17 protein-coding genes and 1 pseudogene are annotated in these 20287 nt (G+C 73.3%); 10 read left to right on the forward strand and 8 right to left on the reverse strand.

Translation table 11 applies throughout. The annotated features are described in order from the left end of the window. The first annotated feature begins 329 nt into the window (after positions 1-329). The 3 genes from ABD339_RS30990 to ABD339_RS31000 are packed head-to-tail and all read left to right on the forward strand — an operon-like array spanning position 330 to position 2777. The gene (locus ABD339_RS30990) at positions 330-1469 is read left to right on the forward strand and encodes a lipid-transfer protein (RefSeq protein WP_344570493.1); all 1140 of its coding nucleotides are present in this window, start codon (positions 330-332) and stop codon (positions 1467-1469) included. 4 nt (positions 1470-1473) lie between these two features. Beyond that, entirely contained in the window at positions 1474-1983 is a 510-nt protein-coding gene (locus ABD339_RS30995) for a Zn-ribbon domain-containing OB-fold protein (RefSeq protein WP_344570494.1), read from the forward strand. Beyond that, positions 1980-2777 (forward strand): enoyl-CoA hydratase/isomerase family protein, encoded by a 798-nt coding sequence (locus ABD339_RS31000; RefSeq protein ID WP_344570495.1) that lies wholly within the window; start codon positions 1980-1982, stop codon positions 2775-2777. Before ABD339_RS30995 ends, ABD339_RS31000 begins: the two co-directional genes overlap by 4 nt. A gap of 60 nt (positions 2778-2837) precedes the next feature. On the opposite strand, the gene ABD339_RS31005 is transcribed toward ABD339_RS31000, so the two are convergent. Beyond that, positions 2838-3470, reverse strand: a complete 633-nt coding sequence (locus ABD339_RS31005; RefSeq protein WP_344570496.1) for a hypothetical protein — start codon at positions 3468-3470, stop codon at positions 2838-2840. 235 nt (positions 3471-3705) lie between these two features. On the opposite strand from ABD339_RS31005, the gene ABD339_RS31010 reads away from it, so the two are divergent. Further along, a complete protein-coding gene (locus ABD339_RS31010) occupies positions 3706-4413 on the forward strand; it encodes a hypothetical protein (RefSeq protein ID WP_344570497.1) in 708 nt (235 codons plus the stop codon). Between the two features lie 413 nt (positions 4414-4826). On the opposite strand, the gene ABD339_RS31015 is transcribed toward ABD339_RS31010, so the two are convergent. Beyond that, positions 4827-7889, reverse strand: a complete 3063-nt coding sequence (locus tag ABD339_RS31015) for an outer membrane protein assembly factor BamB family protein (protein WP_344570498.1) — start codon at positions 7887-7889, stop codon at positions 4827-4829. A 431-nt stretch (positions 7890-8320) separates the two neighbouring features. Here ABD339_RS31015 and ABD339_RS31020 point away from each other — a divergent pair, with 431 nt between their 5' ends. Beyond that, positions 8321-8968 (forward strand): TetR family transcriptional regulator, encoded by a 648-nt coding sequence (locus tag ABD339_RS31020; RefSeq protein ID WP_344570499.1) that lies wholly within the window; start codon positions 8321-8323, stop codon positions 8966-8968. 206 nt (positions 8969-9174) lie between these two features. Here the strand turns inward: ABD339_RS31020 and ABD339_RS31025 are convergent, their stop codons facing one another. Beyond that, positions 9175-9654 carry a nitroreductase family deazaflavin-dependent oxidoreductase gene (locus ABD339_RS31025; protein ID WP_344570500.1) on the reverse strand — a complete coding sequence of 160 codons (480 nt, stop codon included), beginning with the start codon at positions 9652-9654 and terminating at the stop codon, positions 9175-9177. Further along, the gene (locus tag ABD339_RS31030; RefSeq protein ID WP_344570501.1) at positions 9654-11147 is read right to left on the reverse strand and encodes an acyl-CoA dehydrogenase family protein; all 1494 of its coding nucleotides are present in this window, start codon (positions 11145-11147) and stop codon (positions 9654-9656) included. Before ABD339_RS31030 ends, ABD339_RS31025 begins: the two co-directional genes overlap by 1 nt. Positions 11148-11345: 198 nt before the next feature. On the opposite strand from ABD339_RS31030, the gene ABD339_RS31035 reads away from it, so the two are divergent. Next, a complete protein-coding gene (locus tag ABD339_RS31035) occupies positions 11346-12860 on the forward strand; it encodes a thiolase C-terminal domain-containing protein (RefSeq protein WP_344570502.1) in 1515 nt (504 codons plus the stop codon). 12 nt (positions 12861-12872) lie between these two features. Here the strand turns inward: ABD339_RS31035 and ABD339_RS31040 are convergent, their stop codons facing one another. From ABD339_RS31040 to ABD339_RS31050, 3 genes are read right to left on the reverse strand one after another with little or no spacing between them, the layout of a single operon-like run. Next, positions 12873-13379, reverse strand: coding sequence for a GNAT family N-acetyltransferase (locus ABD339_RS31040; protein ID WP_344570503.1), 507 nt, complete (start codon positions 13377-13379; stop codon positions 12873-12875). Between the two features lie 46 nt (positions 13380-13425). Further along, positions 13426-13941, reverse strand: coding sequence for a Zn-ribbon domain-containing OB-fold protein (locus ABD339_RS31045; protein ID WP_344570504.1), 516 nt, complete (start codon positions 13939-13941; stop codon positions 13426-13428). A 19-nt stretch (positions 13942-13960) separates the two neighbouring features. After that, complete coding sequence (locus ABD339_RS31050; RefSeq protein WP_344570505.1) at positions 13961-14410, reverse strand: DoxX family protein; 450 nt, start codon at positions 14408-14410, stop codon at positions 13961-13963. A 157-nt stretch (positions 14411-14567) separates the two neighbouring features. Between ABD339_RS31050 and ABD339_RS31055 the strand changes: the two genes are divergently transcribed. The 4 genes from ABD339_RS31055 (at position 14568) to ABD339_RS31070 (ending at position 20150) form a co-directional block, all read left to right on the forward strand. Next, the gene (locus tag ABD339_RS31055) at positions 14568-15725 is read left to right on the forward strand and encodes a flavin-containing monooxygenase (protein WP_344570509.1); all 1158 of its coding nucleotides are present in this window, start codon (positions 14568-14570) and stop codon (positions 15723-15725) included. Positions 15726-16056: 331 nt separating this feature from the next. Then, positions 16057-18303: an acetate--CoA ligase family protein gene (locus ABD339_RS31060; protein ID WP_344570506.1), complete on the forward strand. Its 2247-nt coding sequence runs from the start codon at positions 16057-16059 to the stop codon at positions 18301-18303. A gap of 100 nt (positions 18304-18403) precedes the next feature. Then, complete coding sequence (locus tag ABD339_RS31065; protein ID WP_344570507.1) at positions 18404-19234, forward strand: enoyl-CoA hydratase/isomerase family protein; 831 nt, start codon at positions 18404-18406, stop codon at positions 19232-19234. Positions 19235-19445: 211 nt separating this feature from the next. After that, positions 19446-20150 carry a flavin reductase family protein gene (locus tag ABD339_RS31070; protein ID WP_344570510.1) on the forward strand — a complete coding sequence of 235 codons (705 nt, stop codon included), beginning with the start codon at positions 19446-19448 and terminating at the stop codon, positions 20148-20150. A gap of 8 nt (positions 20151-20158) precedes the next feature. Here ABD339_RS31070 and ABD339_RS31075 read toward each other — a convergent pair. Beyond that, positions 20159-20287 (reverse strand): annotated as a pseudogene (locus ABD339_RS31075) (IS5/IS1182 family transposase); the annotation flags it as partial.

Consider the following 20287-nt stretch of genomic DNA (forward strand, 5'->3'; position numbering starts at 1 on the left):
GGCGATAACCCCGGCTCCGGCGAGGACCTGGGCCCCGGCGAGAACGCGCCACCGCTCATCTCGTCCTCCTTCACGCCCGGCGACCGCGGCTCCGGTCCCGCGACCGGCTGAGTCCGACTCTGCGTTCCGTTCCGGGCCCGGCCCGCGTCACCGATGAGGCACTAGCTGACTAACCGTCAGATTAGCTGTAGCCTCCTCCGCTGTCAGCAGCGGAACACACAACCGGTCAGGCCGTGCCGGTTGCGCACGCCGGGGGCCGCCGGGAACAGCCGGGGCGTCGGGAACAGCCGGGGCGTCGGGAACAGCCGCGAACGGCCGAGGAGGACGCCATGAAGGACGCCACGGCGATCGCCGGCATAGGCCAGACGCCGTTCGCCAAGCGGCTCCCGGAATCCGAGAAGGCCCTCGCCTGCCGCGCCGTCCTGGCGGCGCTCGACGACGCGGGGATCGCGCCCGCCGAGGTGGACGGCTTCGCCTCGTACACGATGGAGGAGACCGACGAGGTCGAGGTCGCCAAGGCCATCGGCGCCGGTGATGTCACCTTCTTCTCCAAGGTCGGCTACGGCGGCGGCGGTTCGTGTGCCACGGTCGCCCACCTCGCCGCCGCCATCGCCACCGGGCAGGCGAGCGTCGGCGTCGCCTGGCGCTCGCGCAAACGCGGCTCGGGCGCCCGCCCGTGGCAGAACACCACCGCGCAGCTCCCCACCCCCGCACAGTGGACCCGCCCCTTCGGCCTGCTGCGCCCCGCCGACGAGATCGGCATGCTCACCCGGCGCTATATGCACGAGTACGGCGCCACCCGCGACCACCTCTTCAACGTCGCCCTGGCCTGCCGCAACCGCGCCAACCAGAATCCGGCCGCCATGATGTACGAGCGCCCGCTGACCCGCGAGATGTACATGACCGCGCGCTGGATCAGCGAGCCGCTGTGCCTGTTCGACAACTGCCTGGAGACGGACGGCGCCCTCGCCTGCGTGCTGGTGTCCGCCGACCGCGCCCGCGACTGCCGCAGGCGGCCCGTCTACGTGCACTCCGTGGCCCAGGGCCTGCCCGCGCAGCACCACGGGATGGTCAACTACTGGAACCAGGACCCGCTCCAGGGCCCGGCCTGGACAGCGGCCCAACAGCTGTGGAAGAGCGCCGACCTGGGTCCACAGGATGTGGATGTCGCCCAGATCTACGACGCCTTCACCCCGCTCATCCCGCTCTCCCTGGAGGGCTACGGCTTCTGCGGGCGCGGCGAGGGCGCGGCCTTCACCGAGGGCGGCGCGCTGGAGATCGGCGGACGGCTGCCGCTGAACACCTCGGGCGGTGGGCTGAGCGAGGCGTATGTGCACGGCTTCAACCTCATCACCGAGGGTGTCAAACAGCTGCGCGGCACCTCTACCGCGCAGGTCCCCGACGCCTCGACCTGCCTGGTCACGGCAGGCGAAGGCGTGCCCACCTCCGCTTTGCTGCTGAGGAGTTGATCCCATGTCCCCCCTCACGAGCGACGGGCTGCTGCTGCCCGTACCGGACGAGGACGGCGCCCCCTTCTGGACGTACACCGCACGCGGTGAGCTGCGCGTCCAGGCGTGCGCGGCGTGCGGACGGCGGCGCTTCCCGCCCCGGCCCTGCTGCCCGCACTGCCAGTCCTTCGAGAGCGCGTGGCACCGGATGAGCGGACGCGGCCGGATCTGGTCGTACGTGATCGCCCACCCGCCGCTGCTGCCCGCCTACGCCCAACAGGCCCCGTACAACGCGGTCGTCGTGGAGCTGGCCGACGAACCGCGCATCCGGATGGTGGGCAACCTCGTCGCCGCACCGGATGCTTCACTCGATTCCCTCGATCCGGCGAAGCTGCGCATCGGAGCCCCGGTCAAGGCCGTCTTCCACGAGCTGGGCGAGGCGGAGGGCGAGGGTGAGGGAGCGGACGCGGGTCCGGGAGCGGGTGGGGGTGCGGGCCGGGTGACCGTTCCGCGCTGGATGCTGGAGCGGCCGTGAGCATCCGGACCCACACCGAGGACGGCGTCGCCACGGTCACCCTGGACCGCCCCGAGAAGCACAACGCGCTCGACCTGGCCGACGCCCAGGCGCTCGCCGCCATCTGGCGCGGTCTGCGCACCGACCCGGACGTCCGCGCCGCCGTGGTCACCGGCACCGGCGGCCGGGCCTTCTGCACCGGCATCGACCGCGCGGCGGTCTCCGGCCCGCAGGCCCCGGCCCAGCCCCACTCCCCCTACGCGCTCGACGACCCGCTGCTGACCATCGGCCCCAAGGCCAACGACCTGTGGATCCCGGTCATCGCCGCCGTCGAGGGCATGGCCTGCGGCGGCGCCTTCTACCTGCTGAGCGAGGCCGAATTCCTCATCGCCACCGAGGAGTCCGCCTTCTTCGACCCGCACACCGCCTACGGCATGGTCAGCGCGTACGAGGCCATGGCGATGGCGCAGCGCATGCCGTTCGGCGAGGTCGCCAGGATGGCCCTGATGGGCACCGCCGAACGGATCTCGGGCCGCCGCGCCTACGAGACCGGACTGGTATCCGAACTCGCCCCGCCCGGCGGCGCGCTGGAGGCCGCCCTGCGCTGCGCGCGCGTCCTCGCCTCGTACCCCACCGAAGCCGTCCAGGGCACCGTACGGGCGGTATGGGCGGCCGGGGAAGCGGCCCGCGCCCAGGCGATGGCCCAGGCCCCGGCCCTGATCGCCCTCGGCAACCTGCCGCCCGAACGGCAGGCGGAGCTGTTCGCCGCGCGGGGACGGGTCGGCGGGCGGACCGACCCCGTCCGCCTGCGGTGAGACGCGGCCTGCCGGTGCGGCGTCCCACCGGCCCCACCGCGCCGGGCGCGGCGGCGGCAGTCAGCGGACGGAGAGGACCTCGCACCGGTTGACGTCGCCGACCTCGCTCGGGTTGCTCATGGGCACCTTGACGCTCTTGGTGCCGTTGGCCGCCAGGGTGACGACCGCCGAACCGGTGTCCACGGTCGTGCCGAGGTCGTCCACGAACTTGACGCTCACGGTGTAAGTGGCCTGCCGGGACGCGGCGTTGCGCACCCGCACGGTGGCGCTGGGCGCGGCGCTGTCGGCGCACTTGACCACGCTGCCGGAGCCGTCGCGCCGACTGGAGCCCGAACCGTTGGACGAGGAGCCGCTGTTGGTGGAGCCGGTGGTGGAGTTGTAGCGGGTGCCGGCGCGGTGACCGCCGCTGCCGCCGTACCCGCCGCTGGAGCTGCTGGAGCTGCTGGAGCTGGAGTCGTAGCCGCCTGAGCTGCTGGAACCAGAGCTGCTGGAGCTGTCGTAGTCGGAGCTTCCGCTGTGGCTGCTGGAGCTCTTGCTGCTGCACCCGCCGCCACCGCCACCGCTGTGAACCTTGCCCCCGCTGCTGCTGCTCCCGCCCCGCCCGCCGCTCGAGCGGTTCGGGCTGAATCCGCTGAGTGTGAGCAGCACGACCGTCACGGCCACGAGCAGCTTGATGTGGTGCGTCCGCTTCATGAAAGGTCCCCCCGTGGGCGTTGAACGCGGCTCGCGCCGCGTCGTCCCGCGTCCGTTCCGCGCGGCGGCGCGCTGTTGCGGCGCCGCTGTCCCGGTGTTGTCGCGTTCAGTACAACCAATATCACCGGCTCTAGACGCCGTGAGTGGCGGGCGGGTTCCCACCGGCGTAGCGTCGGAACCGGATCACGCACCCGTGCGGCGCCGGAAAGCGGCGCCGGAAAGCGAGGCGAGACCGATGATCCGTAACTCTCTCGGGTCGCTACTCGCACTCATCGGAGCGGCGGCCGTCGTATTCAGCCCCTTCCGACCGTGGTACGGCGGCCGTCACGGGCGCGATTTCCGCATCGACGAGCTCTTCCAGGGCGGCGGCATCACTGGTGCCGGAGCCGCCCTGTTCACGGGGCTCTTCGTGGTGATGCTGGTCGCGGCCGTGGTGGCGGTACTGGGCGCACTGACGCGCTCCAGAACGATGGTGGCTGTCGCGGCCGTGCTGTCCCTCGGCTTCACCGTGCTGTGGATGGTCCGCCAGGGCCTGGCCGCGGGCAGCTTGACGATGGGCACCAGCGGAGGACTTGCCTCCGGCGCGTGGCTCGCCCTCGGCGGAGGCGTCCTGTTGCTGATCGCCACCGCCGCGATGAAGGGCCGCCACCAAGCCTCGGTGGGACGCCACAGCGCAGGCTCACGCCACTTGGCCGCGGCCCCCGTCGCCCCGGGCCCCCGCGAGGAGGACGCCACACCCTTGGACCAGCCCTACGCCGGGACGCAGCCGCAGCCGCAGGAGCCACAGGAGCCGGTCGACTCCCGGCCCGGTCAGGCCCCTGGCCAGCAGCCACCGCCCGCCGCCCCGGACAACACCCGCCCCTTCCCCAAGGCCCCGCCCTCCGAGAAGCCGCACGGCGACGAACAGGAAGCCTGGCCCCACGACAAACGCGACGCCGCGTAGGTCGCTCCCGCTCAGGCCCCCACACCTCCCCGCCCCGGGTATCCCCGCGGCGGGGAGCACCCATGCGCCCTCAACCCCCACCCTGCCCCGGCCAGTTGGACCGCTCACTCCTCGAAGCGCAGAGCCCGGCCCAGCTGTGCTCACATGCGACTCGCCGCGAGCGCGCGCCCAGCACAGCGGCGCCCCCTGCCCAGGCAGGCCCAGCAGGCACCGGGAAAGAGCCCACCAAAAGATCCGCCGCCCAGTCACAAGGTGGCAAAGAAGGGGCGGGCGGGTGGGCTACGCGCGGGACTGCCCCGTCCCCTTCGTCGCGTCGAGCGCGTACACGCACCGGTCCTTGCTGCACGCGTAGACAACGCCGCCGACGACGACCGGCGGCCCCGTGATCTCCCCGCCCGTGGCCAGCTTCCATCTCAGCTGGCCCCCACCGCGTCAACCGTGTACAGGCAGTGGTCGGCCGATCCGAAGTGCACGCGGCCGTTGGCGACAACGGGCGCGCCCACCACGTCGGCGCCGGTCGCGAAACGCCAGCGCGGCGTGCCACTCACGGCGTCGAGGGTGTAGAGCGCGCTGCCGCTGCCGAGGTGGACGAGCCCGTCGGCGGTGACGACGGGCTCCGTGGAGTGCCGGGCCTCGGTGGCGATGCGCCAGCGGTCGTGGCCGTTGCCTGTGTCGAGCGCGTAGACGGTGCCGAGGTAGTCGGCGAGGTAGATGCCGCCGCCGGTCACGCCCGGGCCCCGTACGTAGGCGGGCGGGCACAGGAACGCGGCGGGCGCGTCGAAGCGCCAGCGTTCGGCGCCGGTGGCGGCGTCCAGCGCGAAGACGCGGGACCCGGCGCACACGTAGGCGACGCCGTCCTCCGCCACGGTGATCCGTACCGGCACGCCGCCGGTGGCCGAGGCGTCGCCCACGGGGTACGACCAGCGCTCGGTGCCGGTGCGCGCCTCCAGCGCGTAGAGGCGGCCGTCGGCCCAGGTGTAGACGGCGCCGTCGGCGATGCTGGGGCCGCCCTCGGGGGTCTCGAAGTCGGCCTGCGCGCCGGAGAGTTCCCACAGCTTTTCGCCGCTGGCCGCCTCCCACGCCTGCACGCCTCCGCCGCGGGTGCCGGTGACGACGGTGCCCCGGTCCACCTTGAGCGAGTAGACCCAGCCGTCGGTGGCCAGGCGCCAGCGCTCGGAGCCGTCGGCGGCGTCCAGCGCGTAGAGGCTGGGCCCGTCGGAGGCGTGGACCCGGCCTCCGGAGACGGCCATCGACCAGGCGACCTCGCGGGTCTTGAACTGTCGGCGCCCGCTCGCCACGTCCAGCGCGTGTACCTCGAACGAGGTCACGTACACCAGGTCGTCGGCGACGACGGGCGAGCCCCAGACGTCGTTCGACATCCGGAACCGCCACGGCCGCCAGCGCTGCGGTCCGCCGGTCCCACCGAGCTGCCCGGTCGGCCCGGACTGACCGGAGGGGCTGGACTGACCGGAGGGGCCGGCCGACGCCGACGGGGCGGGCGGCTGCGAGGGCGGGGGCGGCGGGGACTGGTGGAGCGGGTGCCGCGCGCCCGGTCCGGGGCCGGGGCCCGAGCCGGCGCCCGCACCCGTGCTGAGGCCGGAGCCTGGGCCGTGCACGGACGGCGGCGCCACCTGGGACGCTCCCGAGACCGCGGCCGGGCCGCCGCCCGAGAGGAAGCCCTGGGGGCCCACCCCGGGCGGGCTGTGCGGGGCGGGAGCGTGGTGCGGCGCGGGAGGCGGGCTCTGGTCGGGTGCCCCCGCGTGCCGGGGGCCCTGGCCGCCACCTGCGCCATGGCCATGACCGTGGCCGCTGTGGGGCGCCCCGTGGCGCGGTACGGACGGTGCGGGGCCACCTGCCCGGCCCGGCGGCTCGCCCCCGCTCACGGACTGCGAGGCGGCAGACGCAGCGGACGCAGCGGACGCAGCGGAAGGCTGTGGGGCCGCGTGCTGGGCCCCGTTGGGCGGGCGGACCCAGCCCGAGGTGGGGTCCGCCTCCGCGCTCCCGCCCTCGTCGGGACGGCGCGGCCCCGGGCCGATGGGCACCTGAGCGCCGGGCAGCCGTACGGGCCCGCTGTCGGGGTGTCCGGACTGCGCGGCCGGCCGCGGGACGACGGGCACGGATCCCGGCCCTGAGCCGCCTCCGGCCGCCGGGCCCGGCCCGACGGAGCCGGGCCCGAACGAGCCCGGACCCGGGCCCGAGGCCGGACCGGGGCCCGGCGCGGCACCAGGACCCGACATGGCACCAGGGTCCGAAGCGGAACCGGCGCCCTCGGGAAAGCGGGGCCCCGGCACGGACGCGCCGCCGATGGCGGCGGGTCCGCCGGGGCCCGCCGGAATGCCGTGGTCCCATTCGGCGGCCCCGCCCCCGGGCCCGGCGGCGCCGGACCTCCCGGGATGTGCCGGAGCGGAGTGGTCCGCTCCGCGTAGGTCGGCGGGACCGGATCCAGCGCCTCCGGGGCCACCGGCACCGGCCCCGACCGCGGCTCCCGCGTCCGCCCCGTTCCCCGCGTGCGCCCCGTTCCCCGCGCCCGCGCTCGCAGCTTGCGCGGCCTGCGCCGCCTCCTGTTGGCGCCGCATCGCCCGGCCGCCCCGGCGCCGCTCGATCAGGGTGACGGCGGTCGAGGGCAGCCAGGCCGAGACGGTTCCGCTGTCGTCGCTGCCCGCCGCGAACAGGTGCGGGGCGAGCTGTGACTGGAGGTCGGCGGGGGTCGGACGCTCCTCCGCGTTCATCCGCATGCACGACTCGATCAGGGGCCGCAGGTCCCCGGGCAGGCCCTCAAGGTCGGGGCCTTCGCGCAGCAGCATGAAGACGGTCTCCACGGGGTTCGCCCCGTGGAAGGGCGCATGGCCGGTCGCGGCGAAGACCAGCATGGAGGCGAGCGAGAAGATGTCACTGGCACCGGTGACGCTGCGTGAGTCCCGCGCCTGCTCGGGCGACATATAGGCGGGCGTGCCGACGGCGACGTTCGTCATCGTCAGCCGGGTGTTGGAGACGCCGGATGCGATGCCGAAGTCGATGACGCGCGGCCCGTCCTCGACGACCAGCACGTTGGAGGGCTTCAGGTCGCGGTGGACCAGGCCCGCGCCGTGGATGGACTGGAGCGCCTCGGCGACACCGGCCGCCAGCCAGCGCACCGCCTGGACGGGCAGCGGCCCGCACTCGTTGACTATTTCTTCGAGGGAGGGTGACGGAACGTAGGCGGTGGCCAGCCACGGCACCGCGGCACGCGGATCGGCGTCCACCACGGCGGCGGTATAGAACCCGCTGACGGCCCGCGCCGCCTCCACCTCGCGTGTGAATCGCACCCGGAAGAGCTGGTCCTCGGCCAGTTCCGTACGCACCGTCTTGATCGCCACGCGGCGGCCCGAGGCCGAACGTGCGAGGTAGACCAGCCCCATGCCGCCGGCACCGAGACGGCCGAGCACCTCGAACGGGCCGATCCGCCGCGGATCGTGCTGCGTCAGCTGCTCCACCACTTGCCTGCCACCTCCCCGTAGGGGCTGTACGTCGTCCCGCCCCGTGCAGCCTCTCACTGCCGTGCCGGACCTGCGGTCCGGAGGCCGATTCTTCCTGGCGAAGGCGGCGGTTGCGAACCCGGGGGCACCTCGTATGTGTCTTCGTTACCCCGCAAAGCCCCCAGCCGAGGAGGAGTCCGGCATTCCCGCTCCACCAGCTCCGCCCCGCCGACTCCACCAGTTCCCGTCAGCCGGCTCCGCCCTTCCGCCCGTCGGCTCTGCCAGCTTCGCATCCGCCACTGTCAACGCCGTCCGCCACACACTCCCGCCGAGGGCGTGCGGAGGGCATACGAAGGGGCGCGCCGAGCGCACTCGGCGCACGCGGAACCGCGCTCGCACCCATTTGCATGCGGACGAATCGCGGGCCGATCGCCCCTCGGTAAGCTGACGGCATGACAGGACAAGTTCGAACCGTCGACGGCCGGGTGGCCGGACGCCGCGGTCAGGCGACGCGGCAGAAGCTGCTCGACTGCCTCGGCGAGATGCTCAGCTCGTCGCCCTACCGCGACGTCAAGGTCATCGACGTCGCACGGAAAGCGGGCACGTCCCCGGCGACCTTCTACCAGTATTTCCCCGATGTCGAGGGCGCCGTACTGGAGATCGCCGAAGCCATGGCCAAGGAGGGGGCGGGCCTGACCGAACTGGTCGCCGACCGCTCCTGGGTGGGCAAGGCGGCCTGGCAGGCGGCCGAGGACCTGGTCGAGGGCTTCCTCTCCTTCTGGCGCAAGAACGACGCGATCTTGCGCGTGGTCGATCTGGGCGCCGCCGAAGGGGACAAGCGGTTCTACAAGATCCGCATGAAGATCCTCAACTCGGTCAACAACTCCCTGGCCGACTCGATCAAGGAGTTGCAGTCCAAGGGCAAGGTGGACAAGGACGTGAACGCGACGGCTGTCGCGGGCTCCCTCGTCGCCATGCTGGCCTCCGTCGCGGGCCACCAGAAGGGCTTCCAGTCCTGGGGCGTCAAGCAGTCCGAACTGAAGCCGAGCCTGGCCCTCCTGGTGCACCTGGGTGTCACGGGCAAGAAGCCCGTCAAGTAGCGCAGCACGCCGGGCAGCCGGTCAGGCGGCCTGTGGCAGGCGGCCTGCGGCAGGTGGCCTGCGGCATGCCCCACAGCCGCGTCCCGGTCCGGCGCCGGTACGGCGCTGCGCGCCCGTCCGCCACGGCGCTCCCCGCTCGCGACGTGCCCACCCCGCGCCCGACTTGCGCCCGTCCCACGCCCCCGTACCCTCCCGCCTCTCGCCCGCTACGTCTCCGCGCGCCGCTCCAGCCGGAAGACGCGGATCCGGCGCTCGATCCGCGCCTGGTAGACCGCGTACGGCGGCCAGAAGCGCAGCAGTTCCTCCCACGCCTCCGCCCGTTCCGCCCCCTCCAACTGCCGCGCCCGCACGGCGATGTCGGTGCCCCGCCAGCTGATCCGCGCGTCAGGGTGACGGCGCAGGTTCGCGGTCCAGCCCGGGTGGCCCGCCTTGCCGAAGTTGCTGCCGATCAGCAGCCAGCTTCCGCGCTCCTTCTCCGGCATGCAGGCCAGCGGAGTACGCCGTGGCCGCCCGCTCCTGGCCCCCGTCGAGGTGAGCACGACACCCGGGAGCAGCCGGTTGCTGATCATCGTCCGGCCGCCGCTGAGCCGGTGGACGGCGTGGTCGAGCGCGGGCATCACATGCGGGGCCACGCGGGCGAACGCCCTGGTCGAGGAGACTTTCTGGATCACCTTGCCCTTGTCCATCAAACCCCGACCGCCTCTCCTGTCACGTGCTCCGGCCCCGCCCCGGAGCTTTTCGTCCCCGGGCTCCCCGGGCTCCCCGGGCTCTTCTTCCCGCCACCGGAAGGCTCGAACAGCGCCGCGCGCTCGGCGGCGGCGGCGCGCAGCCGGTGTACCGGCCCGAACAGCAGGTCGTCACCGGCCGCCCGCTTGAAGTACAGATGCGCCTCGTGCTCCCAGGTGAAGCCGACGCCCCCGTGGAGCTGTACCGTCTCGGCCGCCGCCAGCCGCAGCGCCTCCAGCGCCTGCGCCAGGGCGAGTCCGCCGGCGGTGGCCGCCTCCTGGGCGTCCGCGTCGGCTGCCCATGCCGCGTAGTACGCGGCCGAGCGCGCCGCCTGCACCTGGGCGTACACGTCCGCGAGCCGGTGGCGCACCGCCTGGAACGCGCCGATCGGCCGCCCGAACTGTTCGCGCACGCCCATGTACTCGACGGTACGGGCCAGCGCGCCGTCCGCCGCCCCGACCGCCTCGGCCGCCAGCACGGCGGCGGCGCCGGGGCCGACTCGGGCCAGCGCGGCACGCACCTCGCACGCGTCGCCGTCAGCGCCGTTCACGCCGTCAGCGCCGTCAGCGCCGTTCACACCGTTCACGCCCTGATCGCTGTTGTCGCCGCTGTCACCCCCGAGCAGTTCGGCTGTCACGTCCCGTAGTTCGACGCGGGCGACGGGACGGGTCTCATCCAGCGCGGTCTGCCGGGTTCTGGCGACACCGTCCGACTCCGGGTCCACGAGGAAGAGCAGTGTCCGGCTGCGCGCGAACCCTCCGGTGTGCGCGGCGACCAGCAGCAACCCGGCGCTGTGCCCGCCCAGTACCTGTCCGGCCTCCCCGTACAGCCGCCAGCCGCCGGCACCGTCGCCGCCCTCGGCGTCGCGGTACGCCTGCATGCCGCCCGCCCGGCCGCCGCCCGCCCAGTCGCCGTCGGGTGCGGGTGCGGGTGCGTCCGACCCCGTGCGCGATCCCGTGACCGCCCCCGTGCGCGATCCCGTGTCCGCCCCCGTGCGTGATCCCGTGTCCGCCCCCGTGCGCGATCCCGTGGCCGTCCCGGTGAGGCCGAGCGCCAGCGGGAGCGCGCCGGCGGGGACGGCGAGCGCGGCGGTCAGTTCGCCGGAGGCGAGGCGCGGCAACAGGCGGGCGCGCTGCTCGTCGGTGCCGAGCGCGAGGAGGAGCGGGGCGGCGAGGGCCGCCGTCGCGAACAGGGGCGAGGGCAGCAGCGCCCGGCCCGTCTCCTCGACGGCGAGCGCCAGTTCGAGGGTGCCGCAGCCCGCGCCGCCGTAGCGTTCGGGGAGCGCGAGCCCGGGGAGTCCTAGCTGGGCGGCGAAGGTGTGCCACAACCCGGTGTCGTACCCCGGGTCCGTCCTGACCGCCGCCTTGACCTCGTCGGGCCCGCAGCCCCGGGCGAGCAGTTCCCGCACGGTACGGCGTATCTCGTTCTGCTCCTCGGTGAACGCGGTGTCCATCGGCAACTCCCCTCAGATCTGACGCAGCGTCATATTAGGGAGCGGCGGCCGAGATGCCCAGAGGCAGCCGGGCGGGGATACCCGGAGGTGCGCGGGGATACCCAGAGGCAGGCGGGGATACCCGGAGGTGCGCGGAGGGGCGACGGCCGCCCGGGCCGCCTGTTCACCCCGGCCTGTACCTGATGTACCGTCAGATTCATGCCTGCCGCGAGCACCGGTCCGCGCATCACACCTGCACCCCGCACACCACCTCCACCGCGCAGGTCGCGCAGGTCGCGCAGGGTCGCCGTCGCCGGAGTCGCGCTCTCCGACGGGGGCCGGGTGGACGAGGCGACGCCGTACGCGCTGCACGCGCAGGCCGCCCGCCGGGCGCTCGCCGACTCGGGGCTGGACCGCGCGCTGATCGACGGGCTCGCCTCGGCCGGGCTGGGCACGCTCGCACCGGTAGAGGTCGCCGAGTACCTGGGGCTGCGCCCCACCTGGGTGGACTCCACCTCGGTCGGCGGCGCCACCTGGGAGGTCATGGCCGCCCACGCGGCGGACGCCATAGCCCAGCGGCGCGCCAACGCGGTACTGCTCGTCTACGGTTCCACGGCGCGCGCCGACATCAAGGCCCGCCGCCGCACCTCGGACCTCTCCTTCGGCGCCCGGGGTCCGCTCCAGTTCGAAGTGCCGTACGGGCACACCCTCATCGCCAAGTACGCGATGGCGGCCCGGCGTCACATGCACCAGTACGGCACCACGCTCGAACAGCTCGCCCAAGTCGCCGTCCAGGCCCGTGCGAACGCCGCCGCGAACCCCGATGCGCTCTACCGCGAGCCGATCACCGTCGAGGACGTCCTCTCCGGGCCGATGATCGCCGACCCGTTCACCAAGCTCCACTGCTGCGTCCGCTCGGACGGGGGCTGTGCGGTGCTGCTCGTCGGGGAGGAGTACGTGCCCGATCTGGCCAGGCATCCGGTGTGGGTGCTGGGCGCGGGAACGGCCGTCTCGCACACGACGATGTCCGAGTGGGAGGACTTCACCGTCTCCCCCGCGGCCGTCTCCGGACGCGCCGCCTTCGAGCGGGCCGGGGTCACCCCGCGGGACATCGACCTGGCCGAGATCTATGACGCCTTCACCTATATGACCCTCGTGACGCTGGAGGACCTGGGCTTCTGCGCGAAGGGCGAGGGCGGCGCCTTCGTGGCGGAGGGGCGGCTGCTGCGGGACGGCTCGCTGCCCGTCAACACGGACGGCGGCGGCCTCTCGGCCTGCCATCCGGGCATGCGCGGACTCTTCCTCCTGGTGGAGGCCGTACGACAGCTCAGGGGCGAGGCGGACGAGGCGCGGGCGGTGGGCGGGGCGGACGAGGCGCGGGCCGTGGGCGGGGCGGACGAGGCGCGGGCCGTGGGCGAGGCGGACGAAACGTGCGCGGTGGGCGAGGCGGACGAGGTGCGGGCGGTGGGCGGGGCGGACGAGGTGCGGGCGGCGGGCGAGGCGGACGAGGTGCGGGCAGCGGGCGAGGCGGACGAGGTGCGGGCGGTGGGCGAGGCGGACGAGGTGCGGGCGGCGGGCGAGGCGGACGAGGCTGGGGTGGCAGGCGCGACGGGGGCGGCGGCGGGGGGCCGTCAGGTCCGCCGGGCTGACGGCTCCCTGCCCGAGCTGGCCGTCGCCTCGGGGACCGGAGGGTGGTTCTGCTCCTCCGGGACGGTGGTCCTGGGCCGCGGCTGAACCGTCCGGCGCTCAGAAGCGCTGGTACATGATGTGCAGCCCCACATATCCGTGCCGGGGGTGCAGAAAGCCCTCTTCGAGCGTGGCGACGATCTCGAAGCCCAGCGACTTCCACAGCGCGACCGCGCGGGTGTTGGTCTCCACCACCGCGTTGAACTGCATCGCGCGGTAGCCCTCCTCGACCGCCCACTCCAGCACGTGCTCCCCCAGCGCGCGGCCCACGCCCTTGCGCCCCCGCGCGGGATCGACCATGAAGCTGGCGCCGGCGATGTGCGAGGCGCCGCCCATGTGGTTGGGGTTCATCTTCGCGGTACCGAGGACGACGCCGCTCTCGCCGCCGTCCGCCCCCTCGTCCACGGCGACGACGGTGCGGCCGGGCGGCTCCAGCATCCAGATCCGGCGCGCGGTGGGCTCGTCCATGTCACGCGGGTAGGTGTAGGTCTCACCCTCGGCGACGATGGTTCGGAGGAACGGCCAGATGGCGGGCCAGTCGGCCGCGGTCGCTTCACGTATACGCACCCGGCCAGCATGGGCGATCGGCCCCCCGGGCTGCCAGCGATAATCGTCACCCCGGGCCGTCGGCGGAACGCGCGGGCCGGAACACCGGTACCGCCCGGATCTCAGCGCCCCCGGCGCCCCCGGCGCACCCAGCGCCCGCGCCCTCCGCGCCGCCCTTACGGGAATCGGCGCCGTTCGTGGGGGAGTGGTCGCGGAAGGCGACGCGCAGCGGCATCCCGATCCGCAGCGCCTCCTCGGGACAGCCGGTGATCTCGGTCATCATGCGCGGGCCCTCCGCCAGTTCCACCACCGCGGCGACGTACGGCACGCGCTCACCGAACGGTGGCAGGTCGTTACGGTGCACCACGGACCAGGTGTAGAGCGTGGCCTCCCCGCTCGCCGTCACCCACTCGACGTCCTCGCTCCAGCAGCGCGGGCAGAACTCGCGCGGATAGTGGTGCGCGGCGCCGCAGCCAGGGGCGCGGCAACGGCGCAGCAGCAGCCTGCCCTCGGCCGCCGCCTGCCAGTAGGGGACGGTGAACGCGTCGGTCCCGGGCAGATCGAACCTCTGTGCCGTCCCCATCAGATCTGTGCCGTCCCCATCAGAAGAGCCCCCATACGGCGTCGAGCGACCACACCTGCCAGCTCATCCCGAACAGCGCGACGAACGAGATGAGCGCCATCATGCTGTTCTGCCCCTGCTCGGCCCAGTCGTGGATCATCAGCACCAGGTAGAGCAGGTTGAGCAACAGGCCGCCGACGAGCGCTACCGGGGTGAGGAAACCGAGTATCAGCCCGAGCCCGAGCGCGAGTTCGGCATGGACGACGAGGTACGCCATCGCCTTCGGCCGGGGCTTCACCACGACGTCGAACCCCTTGGTGACGGCGCTCCAGCGGTGCTTGGACGCGACGTCGGAGGCCCACCCGATGCCGGTGCCCCGCGTGAGCCAGCCCTTTTTGTCCTTGTGCCGCCAGCTTTCCAGCCACCACAGCCCGAGTCCGACGCGCAGCACGGCAAGCCACTCGGGCCCGCTGAGCCAGATGGTCTCCATATCGCCCCTTCCCCGGCCCATAGCTGACGGGGTGTCAGTTCACCGGATCCGGCCCCAGGACGCAAGAGCCGGACAGCCGGCGCGGTCAAGGCGGCTCCGTGGCGAGTTCACGCCCCTCGACGGGACATGCGCGCCGACTACGATCGTCGTCATGCCCATGTCGGATAGCGGCACCCCGGTCCCCCCTGTCCACGTGCTCGGCGCCGGGCCCGCCGGCCTGGCCACGGCCGCCGCGCTCCAGGAACGCGGCATCGGGGCCGTGGTGCTGGAGAAGAGCGACTCGGTCGGCTCCTCCTGGCGCTCCCACTACGAGCGGCTGCGCCTGCACACGACCCGCGCGAACTCCGCCCTCCCCGGCCTGCGGATGCCTCGCTCGTACGGCCGTTGGGTCGCCCGCGCCGACGTGGTGCGGTACCTGGAGAGGTACGCCGCACACCATCGGATCGAGGTGGCCACGGGCGTCGAGGTCAGCGCGGTCGAGCGGCACGGGGACCAGTGGGTACTGCACGCCAACGGCGGGCGGCGGTTCAGCAGCCCCGCCGTCGTCATCGCCACCGGCTACAACCACACCCCCCACCTGCCCGCCTGGCCCGGCCGCGACAGCTTCACCGGCGAACTGCTGCATGCTTGCCGCTACCGCTCCCCCGCCCCCTTCGACGGCAAGGACATCCTGATCGTCGGCGCGGGCAACACGGGTGCCGAGATCGCGACAGACCTGGCCGCCTCGGGCGCGGCACGCGTCCGGCTCGCCATCCGCACACCGCCGCACATCCTGCGCCGCTCCACCCTGGGCTGGCCCGCCCAGCGCAACGGGATCATCTGCCGTCGGCTGCCGGTGCGCCTGGTGGACCCCCTCGCCGCGCGCCTCGCCCGGATATCGGTACCCGACCTGGGTCCCTACGGACTCCCGCGCCCCGAGACCGGGCTCTACACCCGCGCCCGGGAGGGGGCGATCCCCGTGCTCGATGTGGGGCTCATCGAGGCGGTACGCGCCCGACGCGTCGAACCCGTGGCCGCCGTCGAGGCGTTCGAGGAGGGCAAGGTACTGCTCAGTGGCGGGGAGACGGTCGCCCCGGATGTCGTGATCGCCGCCACCGGCTACCGCCGCGGGCTCGACGGCCTGCTCGGCGGCCTCGGCGTACTCGACGACCGGGGCCGCCCCCTCCGCAGCGGCCCCCGGGCCCACCCCGCGGCGCCCGCCCTCTACTTCACCGGCTACGCCAACCCCTTGAGCGGCGCCCTTCGCGAAATCGCCCTGGAGGCACCCCGTATAGCCCGCGCGATCAGCCGTGCGATCGACCGCGGGGTGAGCTGACGCGCACGGCGGACTGCGGACCGCGGACCGCGGACCGCGGACCGCTTCGACCGGAGGGCCCGCTCCGATGAGGCTGCGGACTCCGCGTCCCGCCGGAGCAGCCACAGAACCGTCACCCCCCAAGGGGGTGACGCCCGGCAGCCCGGGCGAAGACTCGATCGAACAACCGCACACACCTGCCATCTGCCACCTGCCACCCGGACAGCACCACCTCGCCGATACAACGCGGTCCGACAGGACGACGCACCGACCACTTCCTGACGCTGCGTCAATTCAGTAATCTGACACAGCGTCAGTTCTGTTGGCCATCACACAGGAGTGGGCGAGAACGATGCTCGGATCTACTCACGGCACCCTCACCACAACCCCCCGCTCGGCACGCGTGCTGGCCTGCGGCGAACACGGCAGCGGCGGCAGCGGCGCCGTCCACGGCAAGGCCGACAGCGAAGACCTGGACGTCAGCGGACGTCCACTGCACGCACCCGTGCCCGACCTGGACCGGTTCTTCCGGCCCGAAGCCGTGGCCGTCGTGGGCGCCTCCGACGCCGAGGGGCGCCCCAACACCCGGATCACACAGCAACTCCTGGGCTGGGCGGAGCGAGTCGGGGCGCGTCTGCATCCCGTGCACCCGAAGCGGAACACCGTCTTCGGACTACCCTGCGCGCCCAGCGTCGCTGACCTGCCCGAGCCCGTGGACCTCGCCGTACTGCTCGTCGCCGACCCGCTGCCCGTGGTCGAGCAACTGGTCGAGACGAAGACGAAGTTCGCCGTCGTCTTCGCATCGGGCTATGCCGAGACCGGCGGGGACGGGGCGGACGCGCAAGCGCGCCTCGCCCGCACCACGGCCGGCTCCGGGCTGAGGCTGCTGGGGCCCAACACCAACCTCAACGCCTTCGAGCACTTCCGCGACGACCTGGAGGGCCCGGCGATCGCCCTGATCACCCAGTCCGGCCACCAGGGGCGGCCGGTCTTCGCCCTCCAGGAGCTGGGCATCCGGCTCTCGCACTGGGCCCCGACCGGGAACGAGGCGGACCTGGAGGCGGCCGACTTCCTCTCCTACTTCGCCACGCGCCCCGAGGTCGGAGCCGTCGCCGCGTATGTGGAAGGGCTCAAGGACGGCCGTGGCTTCCTCCTGGCCGCCGACCGCGCCGCGCGCAACGGCGTCCCCGTGGTCGCGGTGAAGGTCGGCCGCACCGAGACGGGGGCGCGCACCGCCGCCTCGCACACCGGAAAGCTGACCGGCGCCGATGCGACCGTGGATGCCGCGATGCGGCAGTACGGCGTGATCAGGGTCGAAGGACTCGACGAGCTTCAGGACACCGCGGCGCTCCTGGCCCGCGCCCGGCCGCCCCGCGCCGAGGGCGTGGCCGTCTATTCGATATCCGGCGGCACCGGCGCGCACTTCGCCGACCTGGCCACGGCCGCCGGGCTCACCCTCCCCACGCTCGGCGAGGCCAAGCGGGCCGAACTGCACCAGTGGATTCCCGACTACCTCGACGTCTCCAATCCGGTCGACAACGGCGGGCATCCGGTGGGCGACTGGCGCGGACGCAAGATCATCGACGCGATCCTGGCCGACCCTGCTGTCGGCGTCCTCATCTGTCCCATCACCGGCCCCTTCCCGCCCCTGAGCGACAAGCTCGCCAGTGATCTCGTAGCGGCGGCCGAGGAGACGGACAAGCTCGTCTGCGTCATCTGGGGCTCGCCGGTCGGCACCGAGGATGCCTACCGGCACACCCTGCTGGGCTCCTCCCGTGTCGCCACCTTCCGCACGTTCGCCAACTGCGTGACCGCCGTGCGCGCCTATCTGGGGCACCACAGCTTCCGCCGCGCCTACCGCTCTCCCTTCGAGGACGCGCCCCGCGCACCTTCGCCCTCCCTGCGCAAGGCGCAGGCACTGCTGCGCCCGGGACAGCAGCTGAGCGAACACGCGGGCAAGCAGCTTCTTCGGGCCTACGGCATTCGCGTACCGCGCGAACAGCTGTGCACCAGCGCGGCTGGCGCGGTGCGCTCGGCCGCGCAGGTCGGCTACCCGGTCGTCATGAAGGCTTCCGCACCCCAGCTCGCCCACAAGAGTGAGTACGGGCTGGTCCGGATCGGGCTCACCTCGGCCAGCCAGGTACGCGACACCTACCGGGAGCTGACCGACATCGCCCGCCAGGAGGGCATCGAGTTGGACGGCGTGCTCGTGTGCCAAATGGTCGAGCCGGGTGTGGAGATGGTCGTCGGCATCACCCAGGACGAACTGTTCGGCCCGACGGTGACCGTGGGGCTCGGCGGGGTGCTGGTGGAGGTGCTGCGGGACGCGGCCGTGGGCGTCCCGCCCTTCGGCGCGGACCACGCGCGCACCATGCTCGGCGAACTGCGCGGCGCCGCACTCCTGGACGGCGTACGGGGCAGGCCGCCCGCCGACATCGACGCGCTGGTGGAGGTCGTGCTGCGCGTCCAGCGGATGGCCCTGGAGCTGAGCGGGCCCCACACCTCGGGCGGGCTGGCGGAGCTGGACATCAACCCTCTGGTCGTCCTGCCGCGCGGGCAGGGCGCGGTGGCGCTCGACGCGCTGGCGGTCTGCCGGTGAGCGACCGTCTACCAGTGAGCGGCCGTCTGCCGGTGAACGGCCGTCCGACGGCGAGCAGCCGCCCGCCGGCGAGCGGCGAACCGTTGAAAGGACCTGATTCATGACACCTTCCCCCCGTGCGGAACCCGTGGAGCAACCCCTGGAGAAAGTTGTAACCCAGGCCACTGACAACGGGGTCTCGTGGATCACTCTCGACCGCCCCCACGCCATGAACGCCCTCACCTGGGACCAGCGCGAACGCCTCATCTCGCTGCTGTCCGAAGCCTCCGCGGACCCCGCGATACGCGCGGTCGTCCTCACCGCGCGCGGCCGGGGCTTCTGTGCCGGAGCCGACCTCAAGGGCGCCCCCGGCACCAGCCGCGAGCGGATCGCGGGCGATGTCGCCCGCATGATCGGGCGCGGCGCACAGCGGCTCGTCGGCGCGGTGCTGGACTGCGAGAAGCCGGTGCTCGCCGCCGTCAACGGCACTGCCGCCGGCCTGGGCTGCCATCTGGCGCTGGCCTGCGATCTCGTACTGGCGGCCGAGAGCGCGGCGTTCGTGGAGGTTTTCGTACGCCGGGGTCTGGTACCCGACGGCGGGGGCGCCTACCTGCTGCCCCGGCTGGTCGGGCCGCAGAAGGCCAAGGAGCTGATGTTCTTCGGGGACTCGCTGCCCGCCACCGAAGCGGAACGACTCGGTCTGGTGAATCTCGTCGTGCCCGCCGAGGAGTTGGAGAAGACGGCGCGCGCCTGGGCCGAACGCCTGGCCACCGGCCCGACTCGCGCGCTCGCGCTCACCAAGCGGCTGGTCAACGAGTCACTGGACGCGGGCCGCGCGATCGCCTTGACGGCCGAGGCGACGGCACAGGAGATCAACATGACCACCCGGGACGCACGCGAGGGCGTCGCCGCGTTCGCCGAGCGGCGTACCCCACGATTCGAGGGACGGTAGAGCGACACCTCACTACGCTGGATACGGCACCCGCACCTGCGCGCGCCGTGGGAAGTGCACGAACGCGGGTGCCCCACGGGCGCGGTATTCCACGAGCGCCGGGGGGCTCCCCTCCAGGAGCGAGAACTCCCCGGCGCGTACGGGGATTCCCGCGAGCCTTCCAAACTGACGGAGCATCAGGTTCAATGAAGCCATGATGGGACACGCCGGTATGGCAGCCACCGCGGTGCGTTATCTGCGCGCCGTCGGCGCGTCGCCCACGCCCGCACCGCAGCCCGCGCCCGCCCCCGGGGCCCACGCCGAGCCGCGCGCGCCGGGGGCGCCGGGCGCGCCGGGCGCGCTGCCCCGGCCCGACCTGCGCGCCGTGCGCGAGGACGAGCGGGCACCGGTCGATCCGGCCCGCTTCCGGCGCGTCCTGGGCGACTTCGCCTCCGGAGTCACCGTGGTGACGGCGCCCGCCGCCGACGGCGAGGCCGGCCCCGCCGGATTCGCCTGCCAGTCCTTCGCCTCGCTCTCCCTGGAGCCGCCCCTCGTGTCGTTCATGGTGGGCCGCACCTCCACGACCTGGCCGCGTATCGCGCGCGCGGGCGTCTTCTGCGTGAACGTCCTCTCGGCCGGTCAGGGCGAGCTGTGCCGCGCCTTCGCGGTGAGCGGCGCGGACAAGTTCGCCGGGGTGGCGCACTCCCCCGCGCCCGGGACGGGTTCGCCGCTGCTGGCGGGCGTGTCCGCCTGGATCGACTGCGAGATCCACGCGGTGCACACGGGCGGTGACCACCTGATCGTGGTCGGCCGCGTGCGCGCGCTGGACGCCGTGGACGACGGGACCGGCCCGTTGGTCTTCCACCGGGGCACCTTGGGAACGTTCACTCCGGCACCGGCACCGGCACCGACACCGTCGCCTCCCACCCGCCCTTAGAGCTCATCTCATTTGGCGAGTCTGCGGTAGCAGATGAGGGTGCAGGCGATGCTGGTGAAGGCCAGGAAGTGCTCGGCTTTGCGCTCGTAGCGGCGGTGCAGGCGGCGGCATCCGGTGAGCCAGGACATCGTGCGCTC

Origin of the sequence: Streptomyces axinellae (assembly GCF_039532135.1) — a bacterium.
Classification (GTDB): Bacteria; Actinomycetota; Actinomycetes; order Streptomycetales; family Streptomycetaceae; genus Streptomyces; species Streptomyces axinellae.